Source organism: Bradyrhizobium lupini (assembly GCF_040939785.1).
In the GTDB taxonomy this organism is placed as follows: Bacteria; Pseudomonadota; Alphaproteobacteria; order Rhizobiales; family Xanthobacteraceae; genus Bradyrhizobium; species Bradyrhizobium canariense_D.
This window is the reverse complement of record NZ_CP162553.1, coordinates 1,637,726-1,662,468: the sequence shown is the minus strand read 5'-3', so window position 1 is coordinate 1,662,468 and position 24,743 is coordinate 1,637,726. Positions and strand designations below refer to the sequence as shown.

Below are 24,743 nucleotides of genomic sequence, written 5' to 3'. Positions count from 1 at the left end.
GGGCCTAGTTCGAGGCCAGCGCCGCCTTGGCGACTTCCGCCATCCAGCTCGATGCCACCGGCAGGATCGCGTCGTTGAAATCATAGCGCGGGCCGTGCAGCTCGGCGCCATCCCGCAATTCGCCATTGCCGATCCAGACGAAGGCGCCCGGACGCCGCGAGAGATAGTGGGCAAAATCCTCGCCGGCCATGCTGGGCGCGAGGTCGCGCCGCAACTCGGCCCGTACCGTGTCCGCCGCGAGGCGCGCGAGATCCGCTTCTGCCGGCGTGTTGATGACCACGCCGACGCCAATGACGATCTCGGGCGTGACCTTGACGCCGAAGCTCGTGGCAATCCCGGCGCAGATCTGTTCGATCCGCGCCAAAACGGTGTCCTTCACCGCATCGCGATGGTAGCGCAGCGTGCCGCCGATCGAGACGCGTCCGGCGATTTGGTTGCGTGCCGTGCCGCCTTCGAGCGTGCAGAGCGAGAGCACGGCGGTGTCGAGCGGATCGACGCTGCGCGAGACGATCGATTGCAGCGCCACGATCAAATGGCCGGCCGCCATCACCGGATCGCGCGTCAGATGCGGCATGCCGGCGTGACCGGCATGGCCATCGATGGTGATGGTGATGCGCCCGCCGGAGGCCATGACGACGCCGTCATGGACCGCGATGGTGCCGGCGGCGAGCCCCGGCCAGTTGTGAAAGCCGAACACCCGTTGCATCGGAAAGCGGTCGAACAGCCCGGCCGCGACCATCGCGCGCGAGCCGCCATAACCTTCCTCGGCCGGCTGGAAGATGAAATCGACCGTCCCGCTCCAGCTGGTGTCGGCGGCGAGCAGCGCGGCCGCGCCGAGCAGCGAAGCGGTATGCCCGTCATGGCCGCAGGCATGCATCACACCGGGGTTTTGCGAAGCGTAAGCTAGCCCGGTATCTTCGGTGATCGGCAGCGCATCCATGTCGGCCCGCAGGCCGACGCGGCCCTGGGCGTGGCCGCGCGTCAGGGTCGCGACGATGCCGTGACCGCCGATGTTGGCCTCGAAGGAAATGCCGAGCTCGGTGAGCTTGTCCTGCACGAAGGCCGCGGTGGCTTTCTCCTGGAGGGACAGTTCGGGATGCGCATGCAAATGCCGGCGCCACGCGGTCAGTTTCTGGTGCAGCTCGGGGGTCAAGGCGGGAATCTCTCGGCTTGTGTGTCGGCGTCGACACCATAGCCGAATAACCGCAGCTTGCATCAAGCCTCAGCGAATGCCTCGCGTGCAGCAACGCGCTCCCGTCTACGCCGACAGCTTCGCCAGCCCGTCCCAATCGAAGCTGATGCCGTGGCCGATACGGTCCGGCGCGAGCGCAAGCCCGTCCTGCAGCACCAGTGGATGCTCGATAAATTTGTCGAGCCCAAAACCGTGCGCCTCCAGATACGACCGGTTCGGGCAGGCCGCGAGCAGGTGCACGGTGACGTCATGCGCGCCATGGCTGGTGACGGGCAGGTTGAACGCCTCCGACAGCCGCGCGATCTTCATGAAGGCGGAGACGCCGCCGCAATTGGTGACGTCAGGCTCGGGATAGGACACCGCGCCCGCGACGATGTAGTTCTTGAACTCCCAAAGCGAACGCAAATTCTCGCCCGCCGCGATCGGCACGCCGCCGGCCTGCATGATGCGAGTGTGGCCCGCGACGTCGTCGGGAATGATCGGCTCCTCGAGCCAGGTGAGGTCATACGGTTGGAACGCGCGGGCGGCGCGGATCGCTTCCTCGACCGTCCATTTCATGTTGGCATCCACCATCAACGGAAAGCCGTCACCGAGATGCTGTCGCATCGCCGCGACCCGCGCCACATCCGATTTGAGATCGGGGCGGCCGGCCTTCATCTTGATGGCGCGAAAGCCCTTGCTGAGATTGCCGTCAGTCTGCGCGAGCAGTGCCTCGACGGAGAGATCGAGATCGATGCCGCCCGCATAACACGGCACGCGCGCGTCGAACCCGCCGAGCAATCGATACAGCGGCAATTGCGCGCGCCGCGCCTTCAAATCCCACAGCGCGATGTCGAGTGCCGAGAGCGCCAGCACCGCCGGCCCGCCGCGCCCGCCATAATGCAGTGCCCACCAGACCTGGTGCCAGATCGCCTCGGTATCATCGGCCTCGCGGCCTTCGACGAGCGGCGGGATCTCGCGCTTGAGGATGTCGGCGACGGCGCCGCCATTGCGTCCGACCGTGTAAGTGTAGCCGACGCCCTCGGCGCCATCGGCATCCCGGATGCGGCAGGTGATCAGCTCGAACGCCGCCATGTCGCCATGCATCGAGTCCGACAGCGTGACGGGAAGGGGGATCCGGTAGAATCCGGTCTCGATGGTCGAAATGCGCGGCATGCGGCCTCCCTGCGTTTTCTTTGCAGGCTAGGCCGACGCGCACCGCCCGGCAAGCGCGCGCCATGCAAGGCAGCTCACCGCATCGTCGCGAGCTGCACGGCCAGCGCGCAGGCGCGGTCGTATTCGTCGAGATTGATCCACTCGTCGATCGTGTGCACCTCGTTCTGGCCGGCGCCGAAGGTCACGGTCGGAACGCCGTGGCGGACCATCCAGTTGGCATCGAGGCCGCCATTGGCGGTGCGCACGTTCGGGGTGCCGCCGACGGCGGACACGGCCTCCACCGCGCGTCTGACGACGGGAAGGTTGTCCTTCATGCGGAACGGGAAATAGTCGGTCTCGGCCTTGAACTTGACCTTGCCGGACTTGCCTTGCGCGTTGGTGACTTTCTTGGCCGCCTTCTCGAACGCGGCCTTGTAGGCTTTCGTGATCTCCTTGAAGAACTTTCCGTCGTGGCTGCGGCTTTCGCCGCGCACATGCACGTAGTCGGTGACGACGTTGGTGGCGTCGCCCGCGGGCCTTCCCTCGCCGCCGGTGACGGGGCCGACATTGCTGGTGCCTTGCTGCTTGCGCTTGACCACCTTGCCGAACCAGCCGCCGGCCTTCACGTCGGCGAGCGCAAGCGCGAGGATCATGGTCGAGGAGATGCCGCGCTCCGGCGCGACGCCGGCATGCGAGGCGCGGCCGAAGATTTCCACGGTCCAGCGGTCGGCACCCACGGCGCCGATGACGACGTTGGAGGCCGAGCCGCCGTCATAGTTGAAGGCCATCACCGGCGAGCCGAGCTCGTCCAGCTTGACGTGGCGCGCGCCATAGAGCCCGCTCTCCTCGCGCACGCAGAACAGCAGCGTGATCGGCGGATGATCGAGTTGCTGCTTTTCGAGCTCGGCCGCCAGCGTCACCAGCACGCCGCAGCCGCAGCGATTGTCGCCGCCGAGCGCGGTCTTCGCATCATTGACGATCTTGCGACCCGACTTTTTCGGCTTGGCGCCGGCGCATAGCGGCACGGTATCCATGTGGGTCATGAACATGATGCGCGGCTGGTTGTGCAGCGCGCCGCGGCCGGGCAGGTCGACGATGAGGTTGCCGGTCTCGGTCGGCACCGGAATGCGGGTATTGGCGTCGTCGAGCCGGATCGCTTTCGCCGGCACGCCGCTCTCCTTCAGCGCAGCCGTGAGCTCACGCCCGATCGCGGCCTCCTGTCCGGTGACGCCCTCGACGGCGAGAAAGCGCAAGAGGCGGTCGGTGGCGGCTTTGGTGTCGACAGGCATGAGATGTCCCCTTGATGCAGGGCTCTACTCTATCGTCGGTCTTGGCGAGGTATAGACCAAAAAGATCAGCGCGCCGATGCCAAGCATGGCTGCCATGAAAAGCAGCACCGCCGGCAACCCTGCAAACGCCGCCACCGCACCGGTGATCGATTGCATCAGCGCCGCGCCGAGGAAGAAGGCGAGGTTGATCGCCGCGAGCGCCTTGCCCGCAACTTGGGCGTCGATCAGCTGCCGCGACATGCCGAACAGCAGCGGCTGTGCGGAAGTGGCAAGCCCGATGAGCACGAACAGCACGAGGTCGTATTGCGGCGGCATCACCGCAACACCAGACAACACGGAAATGGCATAGCGCGGGGCCCCTAACGCCATCAGCGCCAGCAGCAATGCCCCGACGAGGTGCGTTCCCGCCACCAGCGCGCGGCGGCGTCCCAGCCTGCGGTCGATCATGCCGATGACAAGCGGACCTGCGATCATGGCCAGCGTGAACGCGCCGAGCTGGTTGCCGGCCTCGACCCGCGACAATCCCTTGACCTGCATCAGCCACGGTCCGCCCCACAGGCCGCGCAGCACCAGCGAGGTCGCAAGCGACACCAGGGCCAGCGCGATCAGGCCGCGCAAGGGCCGCGACAGTCCGAGCCTGAGCACCTCGATCATCTGCGACAGCGGCGAGGACTCGTCCTTGTGCTCGGCCGGCTGGCTCGGCACCAGCAGGAACACCGCGAGCGCCACGGCGACGCCGCCGAGCGCCGAGATCCAGAACCCGGCGCGCCAGCCGTAAGTGTCGACCACGAAGGCGAGCGGACTCGACGACAACAGCATGCCGATATTGCCGATCGAGAGGATCGCGCCCGACCACAGCCCAAAGCGCGCGGCCGACAATTGCTTGGCCGCCAACGTCATCGGGCACATCAGCATGCCGGAGGTGGCAATGCCCAGCAGCACCTGCCCGATGGCGAAGCTTTCGGGTCCCGTTGCGAACCCCGACGCGATGGCGCCGACCACGGTTCCCGCGAGCAGGCTCAGCGACACCGGCCGCACGCCAAAGCGGTCCATCGCCGCACCGACCGGGATCTGCGCGGCCGCAAACGCGAACGGGTAGACCGAGGTGAGGCTCGCCAGCGCCTGCGGTTCGATGCCGAAATCCGCCGCCATCAGGTCGAGGCTGACCGCCGGAATGGTGCGCAGCAAGGTCGAGAGCATGTGCCCGCAGGCCAGCGCAAGCAGCGCAAAGATCAGCGCGCGGGTGGCTCCCGCGTCGTGGGTGGCGGCGGTGGTCATGGGCGTTGCGTCCCGGCAAGGTTTCGGGTGGGGTTACATGATTGACGGGTGCATGCCAACATCGGGACCGCCATGGCCGCAATGTCGTGGATGCACAAGGCAACGGACGCGCAAGATCCTAAACGTGCAAGGCTAGTGACATCATGTATCTCGGCATCGACCTCGGCACCTCCGCCGTCAAAATCGTTCTGGTCGACGACGCGCAGCGCGTGGTGGCGAGCCGCAGCCGGTCACTGACGGTCTCCTCGCCGCGTCCCGGCCATTGCGAGCAGGACCCGGCACAGTGGATCGAGGCGACGTTCGCGACGCTGGACGCGCTGAAGGCGGATCACGCGCGCGAGCTGGCCGAGGTCGAGGGCATCGGCCTGTCCGGCCAGATGCACGGCGCGACGCTGCTCGACGCCAGCCACAGGCCGTTGCGGCCCTGCATTCTCTGGAATGACGGACGGTCCTTTGCGGAATGCGCCGAGTTGGAGCGGCGCTGGCCCGCCTTGCGGACCACGACAGGCAACAAGGCGATGCCGGGATTCACCGCGCCAAAATTGCTGTGGGTCGCCAGGCACGAACCGGAGATCTTCGCGGCGACAAAACTCGTGCTGCAACCAAAGGCCTATCTGCGCCTGGTGCTGACCGGCGAGGCGATCGAGGATGTCTCGGACGCCTCGGGTTCGCTGTGGCTCGATGTTAGCAGCCGCGATTGGTCGGATGAAGGACTCGCCGCGACCGCGCTATCGCGCCGGCAGATGCCCCGTCTGGTCGAGGGCTGCGCGCCGGCTGCACGGCTGCGGAGCGAGTTGGCGCAGCGCTGGGGCATGACCGGGCGGCCGATGATCGCGGGCGGGGCCGGCGACAATCCGGCGGGAGCCATCGGCATCGGCGCCATCAATCCCGGGGCAGCCTTCATTTCGCTCGGAACCTCCGGCGCATTGCTGGTGCCGACCGAGACGATCGCGGCCAATCCGGAGCGGGTCGTGCACACGTTCTGTCACGCCGTCCCCGACAGGTGGATTCAAGCCGGCGCGATCCTCTCGGCGGCATCGTGCCTGGCCTGGATCGCGCGGCTGTTGGGGATCCCTGAGACTGAGCTGCTGGCGCCGCTCGGGTTGCGCCCGCGGGCGCCGTCGCCGGTCAGCTTCCTGCCGTACCTCTCCGGCGAACGCACCCCGCACGATGACCCCGACGTGCGCGGCATGCTCGATGGGATCAGTCACGCCACCGATCGTGACGCGATCGTGCAAGCCGTGCTCGAAGGCGTCGCCTTCGCGCTTGCGGATTGCCGGGACGTGCTGGCCGAGACCGGATTGGTGATCGCGGAGGCGGATGTCATCGGCGGCGGCTCACGGTCGCGGTTCTGGCTTTCGGTGCTGGCCAATGTCCTGAACGTGCCGGTGCATCGCTTTGCCGACGGCGAGACGGGCGCGGCGTTCGGTGCGGCGCGGCTTGGTCGCCTCGCCGTCACCGGTGAGGCGATCGACGCCGTCTGCACCGCGCCACAGCGCGTCGAGACCTTCGAGCCCGACGGCGCGCTTGCGCAGGCCTATGCCGAGCGGCTGCCGCAATGGCGCCGCCTGTACCGGCCGCGGCGCTGATCGCGATACGCGATGATGTGGCGAAGAAAAAGGCATCACGCGCGGGATCGGTTCCGTCTGCAAAAGATAAAAGCAGCGCCGGACCGTTGGTCGGTATGCCGGAGGTATTGCCCTGCGCCACAACCTTTTGTTTAATGCTTGCGCGCGCGCCAGGGACCAACGAGACGCGGGTGAGATTGCGATGCCGCCGTCGGCGCATCGGGGAGGTGTGATGAGCGAGCCCATCCTCGAGATGCGCCGGGTCTCTAAATCGTTCTTCAGCATCAAGGCGCTGCGCGACGTCGACCTCACCGTCTACGCGGGCGAAATCCACGCTTTGATGGGCGAGAACGGCGCCGGCAAATCCACCCTGATGAAGATCCTGTCGGGCGCCTACCGGCCGGACCCGGGCAGCGAAATCCGCATCGACGGCCAGCCCGTGCAGATCAGCGGTCCGCTCGGCGGCCGCGCAGCCGGCATCGCGATCATCTATCAGGAACTCTCGCTCGCCCCCAACCTGAGCGTTGCGGAGAATATCTATCTCGGTCGCGAGGTCTCCCGCGGCGGCTTGCTGGCGCGCGAGGCGATGCAGGCCGGCGTCGGTCCGATCCTGGCGCGGCTCGGCGCGGATTTCACGCCGCAGACGCAGGTCGCCAATCTCTCGATGGGCCAGCGCCAACTGGTCGAGATCGCGCGCGCGCTGCACGCCCGCTCCAGGATCCTGATCATGGACGAGCCGACCACCGCGTTGTCGGCCGGTGAGAGCGAAAGGCTGTTCGCGCTGATCCGCCAGCTGCGCGCCGAAGGTCTCGCCATCATCTACATCTCGCATCGCATGGACGAGGTCTATGCGCTCGGCGACCGCGTCACGGTGCTGCGCGACGGCACGCTGGTCGGCTCGCTCGACAAGGCAGACATCCGTGCCGACACCATCGTCCGGATGATGGTGGGACGCGACGTCTCGTCCTTCTACAAGAAGGAGCATGATCCCAGGAACGATCCCAACGCGCGCTCGGGAGCTCCCGTGCTTGCGGCTGTCGATATCGCCGACGGCAGGCGCGTCAAGGGATGTTCGCTGACGGTGCATGCGGGCGAGGTGGTAGGGCTTGCCGGCCTGGTCGGCGCCGGCCGCACCGAGCTTGCGCACCTCATCATCGGCGCCGCGCCCATGATCTCCGGCCATGTCGAGATCGACGGGCGCGCGGCCTCCATCCGCACGCCCGGTGAGGCGCTGGACGCCGGCATTGCCTACCTCACCGAGGACAGGAAGGCGCTCGGCCTGTTCCTCGACATGTCCTGTCTCGACAACATCAATCTCGCGGTGCTCGGCCGGGATGCGAAATTCGGCGGCATTCTCGACCGCGATAAGGCCCGTGACCGCGCCAAGCGCGCGTTCGCGGGGCTCGGCATCCGCGCTGCGAATGTCGGTGTTCCCGCTGGCGGGCTCTCCGGCGGCAACCAGCAGAAAGTGCTGCTGTCGCGGCTGCTCGCGATCGGCCCGAAGATCCTGATCCTCGACGAGCCGACGCGCGGTGTCGACGTCGGCGCCAAGTCCGAGATCTATTCGATCATCGACAATCTCGCGAAGTCGGGCACCGCGGTTCTCGTCATCTCGTCCGACCTGCCCGAGATCATCGGCATCTGCGACCGCGTCATCGTGATGCGTGCAGGACATATCGCCGGGCAGATCCGGCGCGACGCGACATCGCCACTCAGTCAGGAGGAGATCATGGCACTCGCCACCGGAACGGAGCAGCTCGATGCCTGAGAACGGCGCTTCCGCCAACACCGCCCCCGCCAAAGCCGTCCCCGTCGCGCCCGGTCTTGCCGCCGCGCAGGAGACGAAGCGGCAGCGGACGCGGATGATCATTCGCGCGGTCGGCATGCTGCCGGTGCTGCTGCTCTTGTGCATCGGCTTTCACGTGCTGTCGGACGGCCGCTTCTTCACCGGCCAGAACATCGGCATCGTGGTGCAGCAGTCCGCGGTCAATACCGTGCTGGCCGCAGGCATGACCTTCGTCATCCTCACCGGCGGCATCGACCTGTCGGTCGGCTCCATCTTGGCGGCGGCGGCGATGGCCGGGCTGATCATCTCCAAATTTCCAGATCTCGGGGCGCTGTGGTTGCCGGCCGCGGTGCTCACCGGCACCGTCTTCGGCATTCTCAACGGCGGCTTGATCGCGCTGTTGCGCCTGCCGCCCTTCATCGTCACGCTGGGATCCTTGACCGCCGTGCGCGGCGCGGCGCGCCTGCTCGGCGCCGACACCACGGTGTTCAATCCGTCGATCCCCTATGCCTTCATCGGCAACGGTGCTCTGACCCTCATTCCCGGCGTATTGTCGATTCCCTGGCTCTGGGTGATCGCGTTGCTGGTCATCCTGGTGTCGTGGCTGGTGCTCAAGCGCACCGTGCTCGGGGTGCACATCTACGCGGTCGGCGGCAATGAGAGCGCGGCGCGGCTCGCCGGCATCAAGGTCTGGGCCGTGTTGATTTTCGTCTATGGCGTGTCCGGCCTGCTCGCGGGCCTCGGCGGCGCGATGCAGGCAGCGCGCCTCTACGCCGCCAATGGCCTGCAGCTCGGCCAGTCCTACGAACTCGACGCCATCACCGCCGTGATCCTGGGCGGCACCTCCTTTGTCGGCGGCATCGGCTCGATCTGGGGAACGCTGGTCGGCGCGCTGATCATTGCCGTGCTGTCGAACGGCCTGATCCTGATCGGCGTGTCCGACGTCTGGCAATATGTGATCAAGGGTCTGGTCATCATCGGCGCGGTGGCGCTGGACCGCTATCGGCTGCAGGGCTCGGCTCGGACTTGAGAGCATGATCCGAAAAAGTGCGAAGCGGTTTTTCGAAAGGATCATGCTCAAACAAGGAGCATGAAAATGCAGCCGGCACCGCGCCGTCATGTTCATTCCGTCACGGCAACTGGTCGCCGCGCCGGAGCTTCAAACAGACCAGGGAGGAAGCCAATGTTGAAGTCGATCTCGCTTGCCGGCGCCGCGATGGCGCTCGTCCTGAGCTCCGCGCCGTCCTACGCCAAGGAGCTTAAGTCGATCGGCATTTCGCTGGGCTCGCTCGGCAATCCATTCTTCGTCGCGTTGTCGAAGGGCGCCGAGTTCGAGGCCAAGAAGACCAACCCCAACGTGAAGATCACGACGGTGGGCTTCGAATATGATCTCGGCAAGCAGGTCACCCAGATCGACAATTTCATCGCCGCCGGCGTCGACCTGATCCTGCTCAACCCTGGCGATCCCAAGGCGATCGGACCAGCGATCAAGAAGGCGCAGGCCGCCGGCATCGTCGTCGTTGCCGTCGACACCGCGGCCGAAGGCGCCGACGCCACGGTGACCACCAACAACGTCCAGGCCGGCGAGATCTCCTGCCAGTACATCGTCGACAAGCTGGGAGGCAAGGGCGACGTGATCATCGAGAACGGCCCGCAGGTCTCCGCGGTGATCGATCGCGTGGTCGGCTGCAAGAACGTGCTCGGCAAGAATCCCGGCATCAAGGTCCTGTCCAGCGACCAGGACGGCAAGGGCTCGCGCGAAGGTGGCCTCACGGTGGCGCAGGGCTATCTGACCCGCTTCGCCAAGATCGACGCCATCTTCGCCATCAACGACCCGCAGGCGATCGGCACCGACCTCGCCGCGCGCCAGCAGCAGCGCACCGGCATCGTCATCACCGCGGTCGACGGCGCCCCCGACATCGAAGCGGCCCTCAAGGACCCGCAGGCGACGCAGATTCAGGCCTCCGCCTCGCAGGACCCGTTCTTCATGGCCCGCCGCGCCGTGCAGGTCGGCGTCAGCATTCTCAACGGCCAGAAGCCGGCGTCCACGGTTGAGCTGCTGCCGTCGAAACTCGTGACGCGCGACAATGTCGGCGAGTACAAAGGCTGGACCTCGGATCGGTCGCAGTAGCGGGCGAGAGGCGGCCGGCGCCGGATGCGGCGCTGGTCGGCTCGCGTGGCGCGGTATTGGCTAGGCGTGCAGCGGTATCTGCCGCTTGCGATAGCCAAGGTTTCCGAGTTCCTCGGCGAATGTGGTCTTGTTGGCCGTGGCTGCCTCCCTGCTTCGACTCACTGATGCCCGATGGCGGGGCCTGACGCACCAGCGGAAGATGTGGCAGCGATACCTGCAGGATGGCCCCGTTCGCATATCACCAAAGCGGCCTGCGGAACCCGCAGGAGGTCCGGGTCTCCTTGGCGGCGCCGCGCATGCGGAAGGCTGTTTGCCAGCATTTTCGCGCGTAACTTAACGTATACTTTATAGTTCACTGCCTATTGGAGGTTGCAGAGGATTCCCGATGACCTTGAGCCTTTCTTCCGCCGCCACCACGTTGGGTCGCCTAGCCCGGGACGAGCGCGGCAATATCGCCGTCATCTTCGCCATCGCCTTGTTGCCGGTCTTGTCATTCGTCGGCGCTGCAGCGAAATCGACGCCGCCTTCACCCAGATCGGCACATCCATTTCCAAGCTGCGCGTTTCGAAGTAGCCCCACATATCCATTTTGCTTGATATTGGCCCGGGGAAGCAAAGGCTGAAACAGCAGGCAGAGCCCGCCAAGGGCGAAATCGCATCCTCACGTGAGCGCCAACGCGCGTCACATGTTGGCTCGGCGGCTGACCTTCGCGCGAGCGATCGTGACGTCCGTTCGCGAGCTAGACCGGACCGTCGCTCATGCAAAGCGGAGTCGCAGTTTTGACCCGAAGCGGACGTGAGCTCCCTCGGAGCCTACGGTCAGCCGATGATTCAATGCGAACACGCGTAGTCAGATTTGATGAGCAGCGCGGAACCCATCGAGTTCAACACGCGGAAATTGTGTGAGCCAAATTAAACAATCATTAGATGAGCACCAGATATTGATGCTCCAGAAGGGGTCAGGGATCCCGAACGATGCGATAGATGGACAGAGTGATGCGAAATGAAGGCTTTGTCTTTGCCGTCCTCAATGCTTATCGGTTCAGCGAAATTCTGCGCTTGTGGATCGCAATTGCGATTGTTGCAGCCGTTGACCTCGTATGGCTTCGCGCCGCTGGGATGACGATGGCTATCGATCCGACGCAAGCGATTGCGTTCTGTGCTGCTGCTCTTCTCTCCTTTGTTTACACGAGGTTGAGGCCGGATCGGCGTATCGCTGAGCTTGCCACGGCTTTGGCTCAGATCATTGCCTTTACGGTCGTGGGCGCGATCCTGAGTTATCTAACCATCACGGCAAAGTTTCCGTTGGTCGATTCCCAGCTGGCCGGCGTCGACACCCTGCTGAGACTGAATTGGCTGGCTTTCTTTGAGTGGGTTGAGGTCAGACCAATTATCAAAGCGGTCCTCGCAGTCGCGTATCACAGCTGTATGCTGCAGGTCGCCATCTTGTTGGTGTGGCTGAGTGCGTGCGGGCGATTTGAAAGGATGCGAGAGTTTGTTTGGCTGTTCGTAACATCGCTCCTCGTGATTCTTCCGATCTCATGGAGACTGCCGGCAGCGAGCGCATGGGTCTACTTTGGCGTCGTCGAACGCGTCGACGCGTATCATTTGATCGATTTCAACGCACTCCGAAGCGGCGAGATGACACGCATTTCGTTGACGCACGTGAATGGTCTGATCACATTTCCTTCGTTCCACGCTGCGCTGGCCACAATACTTATATACGCCAGCCGAGGCGTGAAGATGCTTTTCCCACTATACCTTGTCTTGAACTTGCTGATGCTTGCTGCAACACCTACTGTAGGCGGCCACTATTTCATCGATATCATCGCCGGTGCGGGCATCGTTCTCTGCCTCGCTTGCCTTCGACAGCTTCGCTGGGGCGTTTTGTTTGCGCGATGGAACACCTCGCCATCGCACGCGGCCGGATAGTCATCCACGCTCTGCAAGCGACAGAGCGATTTGTCTTGGCAGAGGTCATCAAACGACAAACAGATTGAAGTTCGCTTGTGGCCCGAAGGCGAAGGTCGCCATCGCCTGCGGTACACCGGAGCGGGGGCCAGCCGACATCGAGAACACGCGGGCAAACTGACCCGGAACGGACATCGCCAGGGTCTGGTCGATGTCGCCGGCGCGCCCGGTGTAGTGGCACCCCCATCTGGCCCGAAACTGATCTATCGCAGCGCCCGGCGTGGACCGCTTTGACCAACCATCGACATTGCATTGCCGAGAATTTTGGCTTTACGCTTGGGCAACGTGTCAGGAGTTGCGCGCATGGGCGGGGACACAGGTAGCCTTTTCTTGTCGGGGGGCGGCGAGATGGGCGCTCTCACAAGAGCGTTTGACTGGTCAAAAACATCGCTCGGCTCGCCGGAAGCCTGGCCGCAAAGTCTTCGGGTCACGGTGCGGCTCGTTCTTACCTCACGCCACCCGATGTTCATTTGGTGGGGACCGGACCTCATCCAGTTCTATAACGATGCGTATCGCGAAACGATGGGTCCCGAGCGGCATCCGAGCGCCTTGGGCGCGGGCGGCCGTGAATGCTGGGATGAAATATGGGACATCATTGGTCCCCAGATTGAATACGTCATGGCAGGTAAGGGGGCGACGTGGCATGAGGATCAATTGGTGCCTGTAACCCGCCACGGTCGGCGCGAGGATGTCTGGTGGACGTACAGCTTCGGTCCAATTGACCTTGAAGATAAAGTCGGCGGCGTACTCGTTGTCTGTAAAGACGTCACCTCCGAGCACATGGCAAGGGAAGCCCTGAGGCTTATCAACGAAGAGCTAAAGCACCGGTTCAAGAACACCTTTGCTGTGCTTGGTGCTGTTGCCAGCCAAACATTTCGTGACGTATCGAGCCGCGCCGATCTTGAAAAGTATAAGGCACGACTTGCCGCGTTCGGACGAGCACACGCCTTGCTGACTGCGGCGAATTGGGCTGCTGCCCCACTTCGAGATGTCGTCAACACGGCCCTGAGCCCTTACAGAACAGGCGAAGGCCGGATTACGACGTCCGGTCCTCCGCTTGTTCTCAGATCGCAACAGGCTCTCGCCCTTTCCTTAGCGGTTCACGAGCTCGCCACCAATGCAGTAAAGTATGGCGCTCTGAGCGTGACAGGCGGCCGGGTGTCCATCGTGTGGTCAACCGAAGATCAGGCGGGTGATCAAAAATTCGTCTTCGTCTGGCAAGAATTCGGCGGTCCATCTGTGTCGGAGCCCACCGATAAAGGCTTCGGTTCGCAACTCATTTCGGGGGCGCTGGAATACGACTTCAGAGGGTCGGTTGCGGTGTCCTATGAATCGACCGGACTCACTTGCCGCCTCACGGCTCCGCTCGAAAATCTGGAAATGTCACCACAATAGTGGGAGCTTTTACCCGACCCATGTTGACTGCCGCGAGGACGAGGAGCCCCTCACGGGCCCGCATGTCGGGTCCTGTCCCGTAGCTGACCTGCCGCGCGCAGCCGGTGGAGGACCGCTTGTGACCCATTGGAGACGTCCGCCGTATCAGCCCGGCGCTCATTTTTCGATGTGCCACGACCCGTCCCAGTCGTTCGGAGGCGGTTCTGCTTTGAAGCTTCCGATGCGCTCGATTAGGGCCCTTGCAGGCCCGTCGTCGGGCATCGCTTCAAGCGACGCATTGAACGCAGCAAGCGCATCATCCCATCGCCGGTTGCGATAGTTCGAGAGCCCTTCCAGATACTTGTCCCGCAAGACCAGTTGTTGTGGCGTGACATCAGCTCGGCTTCCGAGGATTTCAAAAACGGCCTCGAAACGAGTTTGACCCGCCACCACAATGCGATCGATCTCCCGCGCCTCAAGTGAAGTGCCCACGGCAGCAATAGTTCTTTCGGAAACGAGATTGCGGGTGCCGTACACCTTGTTCGCGCCTTCCAGCCGCGAGGCGAGGTTCACCACATCGCCCATGACGGTGTAGCTCATCATCACGTCGGAGCCGATGCTGCCGACCAGCGCCTCGCCGGTCGCGATCCCGATCCTTAGATCGCATTGCTTCATTGGAGTTGCGCGAACGCCAAGTAGCTCAGGAATCTCCTCGCGCAATTTTCCGATACGTTCGATCATTTCCAGGGAGGCGAGGCATGCAAGGCGGGCATGATCGGCCTCGTCGACGAAAGGTGGGCCCCAATAAGCCATGATGCCGTCGCCGATATACTTGTCGATGATCCCTCGGTTGTTCCGGATTGGTTCGGACATGACCGAAAGGTAGTGGTTCATGACCTTGACGAGACCTTGCGGGGTCATGCCTTCGCTAAGGCTGGTGAAGCCCTTCAAGTCGCAGAACAACACAGTCATCACCCGGCGCTGGCCTTCGGCGGCCGTCAAATTTGGGTGATCGATCAGCCCTTCAACGACGCGCGGATCGATGTATTTTCCGAATGTTTCCTTGATGCGTTGGTTGTTGCGCAATTGCACAACCATTCGATTGAAGGCGGCAGCCAGTTGTCCGATTTCGTCAGTCGCCCTTACATCGATTGATTGATCGAGCTGACCCGCTTCCACCGCGCGGGCACCTTCAAGCAATAGTCGGACAGAGCGAATGATGCCGCCGCTGCCCAGATTGGCGAAGATCAATCGACGATCGCGGCAAGCAGCGTCACGATGGCCGAGGTCAGCGCCACCTGGGTCTGTTCCGACCTCACTTTTGCGATAGCCCCCTCGCTGACGGTCAGCATACTCAATCGAATAGCACTGACCTTCTCATCCAGTCGTCGCGAACAGCGTCTGCTCGCGCAAGGCTGCGTCTCGCCGCTGGAAAGTCTCTCGCCTCAAGGTGTGAAAGTAGCTCTCTGGTCTCCTGCTTCAGCTGGCGGCGAGTATCGCTCAGATTTTCAATCCGGTTGTCGATGCGCGCCAGGGCTGCATTGTCCGAGGGTGTACTTGCGTCCTCAATGATCGAATTGATCAGTGTCCGCGCGGCTTGCGCTTCGCTTTCGACCTCGGCTCCCTTCTCGTTGTAGAGCTCCAAGCGGGCTCTATATCCGAGCACATCGGGCGGCTCCTGCATCTTCGCGATCACCATGCGGCGGACTGCGAGACCTCGTTCCAGAGACAGAGTATTGATCCGCGTTAGATGCCCGTTGATCGGCGCGTACCGTGCAGAGAGTTCATCAAGCAGATGGCCGACCCGCCTGACCATCACTATCGATAGGACCGACGTCGCCAGCATGAGGATGATCAATCCGACGGAGATCGCAACAATCCGCCGCCGTATCGACTGCTTGATCATCGATCCGGAGAATTTCTTCAATCCTTTAAGAGCAGGAATCTTTGAATGTCTCGTGCTCCGTAGAGAAACGTCCGATGTACTCACAGTCGAGCTTCCTTTCGGTCAGCCCCGTCAGGCGGTCCAACTTCATTCATTCTTCAGTCAGGCTGAAATCGAAAGTTTCGGCAGGCGGGTCTTGGTGAACAGCCCCGAACTGGCTCAGCGGCAACTTTATCGTCACCGAAGAGGAGTAAAGGTCTGTGAGTTCGAGTTTGAGCTGTTGGCCGGCTTCCATTTGCGCCGCCACCGTTGGTTCAATTCCACGTGCTGCGATGCAGATGTTGGTGAGACACCAGGTGAAAGGAACCTGGACAGGACTGCCTTGATCTACCGTCACCTTGACTCCCTGCTGCAGATTTGCCCCTTGCGGAACGAACAGCTGCAGGCGAGCGGGACCGTCAGCTCGTTCGATCAGATCGACACGGGCCACGACCTGATCGAGATCGTCCGTGGCGGTTGACGTCGATCGGCATATGTTGGTTCGATCGGATGAGGCGAAACAAAGCTTTTTCCAGGTTGAGAAATGGATGTTCTCAGGCAGCCGCAATCGTCGCGGCTTCGACGGAGGCTCCCGCTGGGCAGAAGGGCCGTTGACTGGCTGCCCAAGCGGCGGAGCGGTCGCTGAATGCCTCTCCAGAAATCGCGATACCAAGGGCGACCAGATCGGCACCGCGTCGGCGGAATCGATCATGAAGTGCCCGTCGGTCCCAAAGGACGGGAGCATACGATAATCGGCATTTCCGCCCGCTTCGACAAAGGCCTGATGCATCCGCATCGTCAATTCCGGACCGAAGTAGCTGTCGTTTTCCGCGTAGATCCAAAGCATCGGTACGCGTGCGGTGCGGCCGAATTCGCTGGTGGCGGCAACGAGCTTGTCGGGAGCACAATTGTTGTTGGGTTTGCCGTCAACTCGGCCTCCGCGTCCCGCTGCAAAGGTAATGATGGCCTGAACTGATGACGGGTTTAGGCTCCCAAGAGCAATCGAGCCCCATCCGCCGCCCGACTGGCCAACGACGATGACCTTACCCGGCTGTATCATCTTCTTCTTGCTCATGTAGTCGATGACCCACTCGTTCAGAGTGGCGATGGCGAGCCCGGAACCGCGGAAGTTTGGGTTGTCGCAGCTACCGACGTGGGCAAAGACGGCTCCGTAGAGACCCTGATCTTTATCATCGAGACTGCTGGCCCCGTACCTGATGGGCGAGATGACCACATAACCGCGACGTGCAAACCAACGTGCCGCGTCCCGATACTCGATCGCCGGAAACATCGTCCGCTGGTTGGCTTCCAGCGAAATTCCATGGTTCATAACCACTAGCGGAAACGGACCATCTCCGACCGGCCGTACCAGGAAGGCAAGCACCGGCAGTGGAAACGGCAGCGCCCAAATTTCCTCTTGGATTACTTGTCCCGCAGTTCGGTCATCTGCCGCGGCTGGGGAATGGACTGCCGAGGGGAAAGCCAGCAAAAGAAGAATGGCCAGCAAGTGCTTCAGCATCTTCTTTCTCCGACGATCTGGTCTGGGTCTGACGCTAGGTCTCGGAGGCAGGAATCCGTTGATTTGGATCAAAGCGACCAACCGCAAGTTCCCGACGTCGTGCGGCTTAGTGGCCTAGCAAAAAAAGCGTCGTCGGAAACTCGGATGAGCGTGCACGGCCTTTCATGCGGCTCCTGGCTTTTTGACGGCCTTAGGGGCTGTTTCGAGCTTTAACCCCGCCGCCGCTATTGTCGTTGGTCTGCTTGTGGGCCTGAAGGCGAAGTATCCGGCACGCCGGCAGCTAGGGCCATAGCGGACATCGAGAATACGCGGGCAAATCGGTGCGAATGACCCGAAGCGGAGCACCTTGAAAGTGAGGTCAAGTCATGAATCCGGGCATGAAGCATCGGACGCGCGGATGGCCGTCTATGTAATGCCTCCAGACCATTGTACGGCCGAAGCGGTTTGGTTCTGTGACAACCGCACCGTCAGGTACGAGCACCCATTCGCCATCGATGAGGACGCGGTAACGGCCCCGACTGGACTCCCAATCGGCATCGGACACTATGTATCCGTCGGCATCAGTACAGCACTTTCCAAATTCGCTCTGCAAGCTTTCAAACCAAGACTTCAGCGGAGAGTGGTCGTATCGGCCATCGTCGCGTGCAAGGACCGGCGTCAGTAGCAACGCTGAACCCAGCAACGATGCCGCAAGTTTCGCTGGAAACATCTGTTTGCCTCCGCGATATTCGCCGGCCGATCCGCTGGCTTGGTGCGGCTTAGGCTGGCAACCCGGAAACTAAATCCGTTGCAACTGCCGCTGACGATCCTCGATGCTGTGATGGGACAGTTCATTCCCATCCCCACTGAGGTGAGTCCGGAAATTCGAGCGAAGGTTCAAATACGACAACGCTTCAACTAAAGGTCAGTGCAGCTGCTTCTTTGGCCTAGCCTGCCCTTAGCCGACCTCTGGGCTGGCGCCGAGCTTGTCCGCTCATGACGGCGTAGCCGACCAAAGCCCTCACAGACTTAAGGAAATGACCCACGGTGCATGAGTCTGCACGGCATCTGTTGCGGATCTCCACAACCGCGTTCGTCAACGACGATTGCGATCTACGGTGCATCGCCTTTATGGCCTATTCGGCAACTCGCGACAGCTCCGCAAGGAGCTTCAACGCATCATTCAGCACGGCCCGATCCCGCGCTCGTTCAGCGGCCGCATCACCCGTGAATTCGCCATGCGTTCGCGCATTCTGATTTCCCTTCGGCGCGCCTGATCTCCGTGCGCCGCCGTGCATGCGGCAGCGAGACTTGCCGTGCACTGCAGGCGCGCGGCAGGCGAGGCCGCTGCGCGTCCCGGCGCCGCAGCGCGGGCTCGTCCACATCGCGCCAGTGTTGCGGATGTGATCGCCGCTCATGCATTGCTGCCCTGTCTGGATTCGGCCCGTTCGTATTCGCCGGCCTCACGCGGCGGGACCAGTCCTGCGGCTGCCGCAGCGTGCGGCTCCGCGACGATCATGCTGGCGTGCTGGGTCACGTTGCCCACGATCGCCCTGCCGCCGTCCTGCACCGACAAATTCCGGACCGTGATCGCGCGCTCGCCGTTGTTGCGGTGGCGGCTGAGTGCCTCGATCTGGCTTGCGAAGGTGCGGGCCAGCCGGGTCAGCGCGCGTGTGAGGCTCTCCTGCTGCGGAACGTCGTCGGTGAGGGCGAGGCGGCAGGCAGAACGCATCGTTGCGGCGTGAACGGACACCATCTGCACCGCGAGCATGGCCTCGATCGAGTCCTTCGGCGCGATGCTCTTCACCAGCGAGATCATGAAGGCGAGATTGGCTTCATCGGGCTTCCGTCCGGTCACGCTGGCCTTCACCAATTGCTTGAGGAGACCATGCAGCGCGTCGCGGTCGGCGGCACCGAGCGCCTCGGCCAGCAGCCGTTCGCCGGCTTGGGGGTCGGCATGGCGGATCGCAATCCCCCGCTTGTAGAGCTTGATCCGCGGGCTCGCGTCGGGGCCGCTGCGATCGTTTGCCGCAACCGGCAGCTTGCTGTGGCGTTTGGCAGATGTCGTCATGTGCTGTGTCCTTTGACCGCGCGGGCTCATTGCGCGCGACATCGATCGCTCGGCTTGCGCGCCTGTGGGATTTTCGGGATGTTGATGAAGGGCTTACGCGCAATCGCCGCGCGACGCCCCGTGGTCGGGCGGCGTGGACGCTGACGATTGTTGCGATGATGGCATTCTGCCGGTGTTTTGCCCGACGTGTCAAACGAAGATTGCGAAGCGCGCAATCCTCGTTCGTGCAAATCCTCGTTCGTGCAAGTCCTTGATCTCGCAAGCGTCGGCTACTGTGCATGGGGTTGTTTTTGCGTTTTTTGTTTCGAACCGGCTCCGACCTGCCGCGCGACGGAATGCCGGCCTGCAAACGCGATTGCGAAATCCGGCGCGGCCGCTCATCATGATCCGCGAATGCGCCGCTACCTGCAAAAGCGGCGAGAACTTCTGGGGAGAGAACGAATGCAACGAACGCTTCGCCTGCTGGCGATCGTCGCCGGATTGTGCGTGACGACGGAGGCCTTCGCGCAAAAATATCCGGTGCGGCCGGTCAAGATCATGGTCGGCTTCAGCGCGGGCGGCCCGGTCGACGTCGTCGCGCGCATCGTCGCCGATCGGCTGAGCAACAAGCTCGGACAAGCTTTCGTGGTCGAGAACCGCGCCGGCGCCAACGGCATGATCGCGGCCGAAGGCGTCGCGCGTGCGGAAGGCGACGGCTACACGATGCTGGCCTGCAACTCCTCCACCATCACGCTCAACAAGACGCTGTTCAAGGATATCCGCTACGACCCGGAAAAGGACTTCGCGCCGCTCACCACCGTCGTGTCGGCGCCGCTCGTGCTGGTGGTCAATCCGGAGAATTCCAAGACGGCCAACATCAACACCGTCGCCGATCTCGTCGCCGCGGCAAAGGCTGCGCCCGGCGCGCTTGCCTACGGCTCGGGCGGCAACGGCAACCTTGCCCATCTCGCCATGGAGCTGCTCAGCGAGAGGGCCGGCGTCAAGATGATCCACGTGCCCTATCGCGGTGGTGCTGCGTCCGAGGTCGGTATCCTCGCGCAGGAGGTCCTGGCAGTGTTCGATCCCTTGTCCGCCGTGCCGCTGGTGAAGGCCGGCAAGCTGCGCGCGCTCGCGGTGTCCTCCGCCGAGCGGCTGCCGGCGTTGCCTGATGTGCCGACCGTCGCGGAAGCCGGCTATCCCGGCTTCGACATCTCGTTCTGGGTCGGCTTCTTCATGCCGAAGGCAACCCCCGCGCCGACGCTCGAGATGCTGCACCGGGAGATCGTCGCCGCAGCCAACGATCCGCTGTTACGGGAGCGGCTGGAGACGCAGGGCATCGTCAGCGTGCTGAGTTCGGCCGACTACGCCGCCAAGATCGCGAAGGAGATCAAGGAACTCGCCGAAGTGGTGGCGGCGGCGAACATCAAGGCGGAGTAGGGCGTCTGCTTGGCGTGCTGCCGGCCACCTGAGCCAGCCGCTCGAGCAGCGGGCGCTGTCCTGCGTTGATCTTCTCGTGCGCTGCTGCGAGCGTGAACCATTCGGCACGATCGACCTCCGGGAAGGTCTGACGTTTGCCGCTGCGTGGCGGCCATTCCATCTCGAATGTGTTGCTGCGAATGCTGCGCAAATCGACGTCGAACTCGGCCGCGAACGCGGTGACGATCTTGCCGCCGCGCTGCCTGACCTGGCCAAGCGAAGTCAGCGGCGTGGACAGCTCAAGCCCAAGCTCCTCGGCAAACTCCCGTCGCGCGGCGGTTTCTGCGTCTTCGTCTGCGTACTCGCCCTTCGGAATCGACCATGCCCCGAGGTCCTTGTTGCGCCAGAACGGTCCTCCGGGATGAACGAGCAGAACCTCGAGCTCCCCACGTTTGCGATAGGCAATGATCCCGGCGCTTTTCGATGGCATCGCAGGTTCCGTTCAGGCGGCGCATTCGGCCGGGAAAAAGTGGAACAGACGCTTTTAGCGCAGGTTAATAGCCAACGCTTTGACCGAACAAGGGAGTGAACCATGATCCGCCTGTTGGCAACGACCGCCTTAGGGCTGGTGCTGGCGAACGCCGCCTTTGCGCAATCGCCAAGCAGCAACACCAAGTCTGAGCAAACGCCGCAATCCCAGTCCAATTCCGCAGCTCCGTCCAACACGTCGCCGTCTGGCGCGGCACAAACACAGCAGTCGCGATCGCAGCCGCAGCAATCATCAACGCCCGGAACGTCGACACAGAATACCCAGGCGACCACTCCGTCTTCCGGATCGGCCAATTCCGGCTCCGGGACCAACGCCACCAACAGCGCGGACACGTCCTCGCGGCCGCCCAGTGGTACGGCAAACTCCAACGCGGCCGGTAACCAGCCCGCCTCGCAGCAGAGCGCCAATCCGCCGGCGGCGAACTCGAACCAGACGCAGGATCGCTCCAACCCTCCGTCGAACAATACCAATCAGGCGCAGCAGGCGCCTGGTTCATCTGGTACCAACCAGGCCCAGCAATCGCCAAACACGCCGAGCAGCAATCAGGCGCAAGACCAGCGGACCGGTGCCAATTCACAGGCCGCCGCCCGCACTGACGTCAACCTCAACAAGCAGCAGGAGACCAAGATCAGCGCGTCCATCTCGCATCTCAACGTGCGGCCGCTGACCAGCGTCAATTTCTCGCTCAACGTCGGCACGGTGGTGCCGCGCGATGTCCAGCTATCGACGCTGCCACCCGATGTGGTCGAGATCGTGCCGCAATATCGCGGCTACAGCTTTGCGCTGGTGAAGGATGAAATCGTCGTGGTCGATCCGGCGACATACAAGATCGTAACCGTGCTGCCGTACTCGGGACAATCCACCGCGACAACGACGACCACGCGTGAGCGCAGCGCCAGCAAGTTTTCGGATCGCGATCGCGAAGTGATCCGCAAGCATGCGAAGACCCGCACCGAGGGACGGAGCGAACGACAGACCACCGGCAGCACCGCGCGGTCCGAGATCCATGTTGGTGACCGCGTTCCCGAGAGTGTCGAGGTCGAGGAATTCCCGAGCACCGTCTATCGGGACGCGCCCGACCTGCGCGAGTACCGCTACATCCACCGCGATACGCGGACCTATGTCGTCGAGCCCCGCGAACGCCGCATCATCGAGGAGATCGACTAGTTCGCGGCCACTGGAAGCCGCTCCATCGAGCGGCTTCCGGATTTGCGCATCAGCCCGAAGATCGTTCGCGCGCTGCAAAACGGATGGCGCGGGCCTTCGCGCTCTTTCCCGCCGCACGCGCGGCGATCATGCTGCGTGCCTTGCCGTGGGTGTTCTTCCGGATCAGAGACGCGAGCCGCTTGCGTGCGTGGCTGGCGGTCAATCGCGCCGCCAGTTGCTCGGCCTTGCGAATGATGGTGGCGACCGAGGGCGTCAGGTTCACCGGAACCCAGGCGACGTCCTTCGTCTTGGACAGGCTGCCGATGCCCTCGCAGGGTGCTTCGCGCGGCAGGTCGATCCGGATCGCGAGGGCTTCCGCGCGTTCGGTCCAGTCCTCGGCCCTGGTGCCGGTGATGATGCGGACATAGTCGCGTGTCTCACGCGGCAGCTCGCTCTCTTTGGCGAGCCATTTCTGGATCTGGCCGGGACCTGCGTTGTAGGCGGCTGCGGCAAGGCCGAGATTGCCGAAATCGTCGCGCAGCTTGCGCAGGAACTTGGCCGATGCCGGCAGCGCCTTCATCGCATCGAACGGATCATCTAGCCCGACCTCCGCTGCCGTTTCCGGCATGAACTGCGCGACGCCCTGCGCGCCGGCCTGGCTGACCTCGTTGGACTTGAAGCGGCTCTCCTGCCAGATCAAACGCGCGAAGAACGGCACGGGAATGCCGCTGGCTTCGGCAGCTCCGCGAAGCGCGTGGCAGAAGCGTTCCGTCGGCGAAACCGGCGCCTGCGCGACGGGTTCGACCGTATCCGGCGGCTCGGGGGTCTCCTCATAGGCCGCACGCGCATTGGCGAGCTCGAGGGCCTGCACGCTTGCAAGGAACAGCTCGACCACCGGAACAAGTGACGAGGCCTGAGTGTTTTGAAGAACGGCGTGATCGAAAGCTGATGGTTGGCGGGACGCCGACGGATCGAAGTCGCACATCAGAATCATGAACGCGGCGCACGCCGCGACGACAAATCGCATTGCTGGAGCAACCTCGAACTGTGGGTGAACGGCCAGCGATGCGCCGGCGATAAGGAGTTATTAACCGAGCGATTGCGGCAAAGCTGCGGTCTCGTCGGTTCCCACGGTGTTACTACGGTGTTCCCGCCGGAAACTCTTTGCTCCGCGAATTTGCGGGGGCGTTGGCGAATGGGGACGAGCGAGATGATGCGGTGGATGCTTGGCGCGGTGATTTCGCTGGCGGCGATCTCTTCGGCGCTTGCGGGCAATCTCGATGCGGCAGCGGTAAACGATGCTGCGCGTCCCGCAAAGCAACCTGCTAGCGACAAGCTCAACGCCGCGATCGTGAAGCTTCAGATTCTGCTCGACCGTGCGCGGTTCTCGCCCGGGGAGATCGACGGCAAGCTCGGAGAGAGCGCGCAGAAGGCACTGAAAGCATTCGCCGAGCAGAACGGCGTTGCATCGGATAAAACGATCGCGCCCGAGCTTTGGGACAAGTTGAACGCCGCGAGCGAAGGCGCCGTCCTCGTCGAATACAAGATCACGGACGCGGATGTGAAGGGCCCGTTTCTGAAGGAGCTGCCCGGCAAGCTTGATGACATGAAGCCGCTGAAGGCGCTGAGCTACACCAGCCCGCTCGAAGGGCTTGCCGAGAAATCCCACATGAGCGCCGATCTGCTCAAGGCGCTCAACCCGGACAAGGCCTTCGACAAGGTGGGAGCGACCATCGTCGTTGCAAACGTTCCGGCGCGGCGAGAGCTTCCGAACATCGCGCGGCTCGACGTCGACAAAAGGAACGGGACGCTGAAAGCATTCGACCAGGGCGCCACCCTGATCGCGTTCTATCCCGCGTCAATCGGAAGTCCGGATCGTCCGACGCCGAGCGGTACGCTCAAGGTCACCAGCACCCACGAGAATCCGGTTTATCACTACAACCCTGACTACAAGTTCAGAAGCGTCAAATCGAAACAGCCGTTCGATGTTCAGCCGGGCCCGAACAATCCGGTGGGAGCATACTGGATCGGCTTGTCCGCACAGGGGTACGGCATCCACGGAACGTCGGAGCCCGACAGGGTCAGCAAGTCCGCGTCGCATGGCTGCGTCAGGTTGACCAATTGGGACGTGCGCGCGCTGGGCGAGCACGTCAAGCGCGGCACACCGGTGGTCTTTCTGGATGCGCCGACGGACTCCTCGTCCGAGCAGCGGCGGAAGTCCGGCGGTAGGCGCGCCTCGAACTAGTCTTTGGGAAAGTCCTTGCGCATCGCGATTTCGGCGGCATCACCGGGCGACAGCACGGTCTGGTCGAACGCTGCTTGCCCTCGTCATGATATCGTAGAGCGAGATGCCCTTGATGGCTTGCCCATGAGCTCGCGGACGCAGTCGGCGAGCGTGCCGTTGTAGACGGGATAGGGCGGACCTCGATCCTTTTGC

General features: G+C 63.1%; 20 protein-coding genes and 1 pseudogene. 9 read left to right on the top strand and 12 right to left on the bottom strand.

Annotation, left to right across the window (positions count from 1 at the left end):
* Positions 1–4: 4 nt before the first annotated feature.
* The 4 genes from AB3L03_RS08120 to AB3L03_RS08105 all read right to left on the bottom strand — a co-directional run bounded on the left by AB3L03_RS08120 (position 5) and on the right by AB3L03_RS08105 (position 4,893).
* Positions 5–1,153, bottom strand: coding sequence for an amidohydrolase (locus tag AB3L03_RS08120; protein WP_085352055.1), 1,149 nt, complete (start codon positions 1,151–1,153; stop codon positions 5–7).
* Between the two features lie 105 nt (positions 1,154–1,258).
* The gene (locus tag AB3L03_RS08115) at positions 1,259–2,347 is read right to left on the bottom strand and encodes a mandelate racemase/muconate lactonizing enzyme family protein (RefSeq protein ID WP_018458267.1); all 1,089 of its coding nucleotides are present in this window, start codon (positions 2,345–2,347) and stop codon (positions 1,259–1,261) included.
* Between the two features lie 74 nt (positions 2,348–2,421).
* Complete coding sequence (locus AB3L03_RS08110; RefSeq protein WP_204510528.1) at positions 2,422–3,615, bottom strand: M20/M25/M40 family metallo-hydrolase; 1,194 nt, start codon at positions 3,613–3,615, stop codon at positions 2,422–2,424.
* 24 nt (positions 3,616–3,639) lie between these two features.
* Positions 3,640–4,893 carry an MFS transporter gene (locus AB3L03_RS08105; protein ID WP_368508413.1) on the bottom strand — a complete coding sequence of 418 codons (1,254 nt, stop codon included), beginning with the start codon at positions 4,891–4,893 and terminating at the stop codon, positions 3,640–3,642.
* A 143-nt stretch (positions 4,894–5,036) separates the two neighbouring features.
* Between AB3L03_RS08105 and xylB the strand changes: the two genes are divergently transcribed.
* The 6 genes from xylB to AB3L03_RS08075 all read left to right on the top strand — a co-directional run bounded on the left by xylB (position 5,037) and on the right by AB3L03_RS08075 (position 13,743).
* Complete coding sequence (xylB, locus tag AB3L03_RS08100) at positions 5,037–6,482, top strand: xylulokinase (protein WP_204510530.1); 1,446 nt, start codon at positions 5,037–5,039, stop codon at positions 6,480–6,482.
* 211 nt (positions 6,483–6,693) lie between these two features.
* Positions 6,694–8,229 carry a sugar ABC transporter ATP-binding protein gene (locus AB3L03_RS08095; protein ID WP_368508412.1) on the top strand — a complete coding sequence of 512 codons (1,536 nt, stop codon included), beginning with the start codon at positions 6,694–6,696 and terminating at the stop codon, positions 8,227–8,229.
* The gene (locus AB3L03_RS08090) at positions 8,222–9,277 is read left to right on the top strand and encodes a ribose ABC transporter permease (RefSeq protein WP_018458272.1); all 1,056 of its coding nucleotides are present in this window, start codon (positions 8,222–8,224) and stop codon (positions 9,275–9,277) included. Before AB3L03_RS08095 ends, AB3L03_RS08090 begins: the two co-directional genes overlap by 8 nt.
* A gap of 153 nt (positions 9,278–9,430) precedes the next feature.
* Positions 9,431–10,378, top strand: coding sequence for an ABC transporter substrate-binding protein (locus tag AB3L03_RS08085; protein WP_018458273.1), 948 nt, complete (start codon positions 9,431–9,433; stop codon positions 10,376–10,378).
* A 983-nt stretch (positions 10,379–11,361) separates the two neighbouring features.
* Positions 11,362–12,309: a phosphatase PAP2 family protein gene (locus tag AB3L03_RS08080; protein WP_085352062.1), complete on the top strand. Its 948-nt coding sequence runs from the start codon at positions 11,362–11,364 to the stop codon at positions 12,307–12,309.
* Between the two features lie 387 nt (positions 12,310–12,696).
* The gene (locus tag AB3L03_RS08075) at positions 12,697–13,743 is read left to right on the top strand and encodes a sensor histidine kinase (protein ID WP_247363506.1); all 1,047 of its coding nucleotides are present in this window, start codon (positions 12,697–12,699) and stop codon (positions 13,741–13,743) included.
* Between the two features lie 156 nt (positions 13,744–13,899).
* Here AB3L03_RS08075 and AB3L03_RS08070 read toward each other — a convergent pair.
* The 6 genes and pseudogenes from AB3L03_RS08070 to AB3L03_RS08045 all read right to left on the bottom strand — a co-directional run.
* A pseudogene (locus AB3L03_RS08070) lies at positions 13,900–15,014 on the bottom strand (adenylate/guanylate cyclase domain-containing protein); the annotation flags it as partial.
* Between the two features lie 62 nt (positions 15,015–15,076).
* Positions 15,077–15,628: a hypothetical protein gene (locus tag AB3L03_RS08065; protein ID WP_368508411.1), complete on the bottom strand. Its 552-nt coding sequence runs from the start codon at positions 15,626–15,628 to the stop codon at positions 15,077–15,079.
* 130 nt (positions 15,629–15,758) lie between these two features.
* Positions 15,759–17,165 carry an invasion associated locus B family protein gene (locus tag AB3L03_RS08060; protein ID WP_368508410.1) on the bottom strand — a complete coding sequence of 469 codons (1,407 nt, stop codon included), beginning with the start codon at positions 17,163–17,165 and terminating at the stop codon, positions 15,759–15,761.
* A gap of 358 nt (positions 17,166–17,523) precedes the next feature.
* The gene (locus tag AB3L03_RS08055; RefSeq protein ID WP_039799972.1) at positions 17,524–17,874 is read right to left on the bottom strand and encodes a hypothetical protein; all 351 of its coding nucleotides are present in this window, start codon (positions 17,872–17,874) and stop codon (positions 17,524–17,526) included.
* Between the two features lie 406 nt (positions 17,875–18,280).
* Positions 18,281–18,529, bottom strand: a complete 249-nt coding sequence (locus AB3L03_RS08050; RefSeq protein WP_368509020.1) for an HGGxSTG domain-containing protein — start codon at positions 18,527–18,529, stop codon at positions 18,281–18,283.
* A gap of 29 nt (positions 18,530–18,558) precedes the next feature.
* Positions 18,559–19,215: a hypothetical protein gene (locus AB3L03_RS08045; RefSeq protein ID WP_247367108.1), complete on the bottom strand. Its 657-nt coding sequence runs from the start codon at positions 19,213–19,215 to the stop codon at positions 18,559–18,561.
* Positions 19,216–19,656: 441 nt separating this feature from the next.
* On the opposite strand from AB3L03_RS08045, the gene AB3L03_RS08040 reads away from it, so the two are divergent.
* On the top strand, positions 19,657–20,631 hold the full coding sequence (locus tag AB3L03_RS08040; protein WP_368508409.1) for a Bug family tripartite tricarboxylate transporter substrate binding protein: 975 nt from the start codon (positions 19,657–19,659) through the stop codon (positions 20,629–20,631).
* On the opposite strand, the gene AB3L03_RS08035 is transcribed toward AB3L03_RS08040, so the two are convergent.
* On the bottom strand, positions 20,618–21,100 hold the full coding sequence (locus AB3L03_RS08035; protein ID WP_085352065.1) for an NUDIX domain-containing protein: 483 nt from the start codon (positions 21,098–21,100) through the stop codon (positions 20,618–20,620). The genes AB3L03_RS08040 and AB3L03_RS08035 overlap by 14 nt on opposite strands.
* 102 nt (positions 21,101–21,202) lie before the next feature.
* On the opposite strand from AB3L03_RS08035, the gene AB3L03_RS08030 reads away from it, so the two are divergent.
* On the top strand, positions 21,203–22,327 hold the full coding sequence (locus tag AB3L03_RS08030) for a DUF1236 domain-containing protein (RefSeq protein ID WP_368508408.1): 1,125 nt from the start codon (positions 21,203–21,205) through the stop codon (positions 22,325–22,327).
* A gap of 49 nt (positions 22,328–22,376) precedes the next feature.
* Here the strand turns inward: AB3L03_RS08030 and AB3L03_RS08025 are convergent, their stop codons facing one another.
* A complete protein-coding gene (locus AB3L03_RS08025; RefSeq protein WP_368508407.1) occupies positions 22,377–23,333 on the bottom strand; it encodes a lytic transglycosylase domain-containing protein in 957 nt (318 codons plus the stop codon).
* Positions 23,334–23,516: 183 nt separating this feature from the next.
* Here AB3L03_RS08025 and AB3L03_RS08020 point away from each other — a divergent pair, with 183 nt between their 5' ends.
* The gene (locus AB3L03_RS08020; protein ID WP_368508406.1) at positions 23,517–24,551 is read left to right on the top strand and encodes a L,D-transpeptidase family protein; all 1,035 of its coding nucleotides are present in this window, start codon (positions 23,517–23,519) and stop codon (positions 24,549–24,551) included.
* Positions 24,552–24,743: the final 192 nt, after the last annotated feature.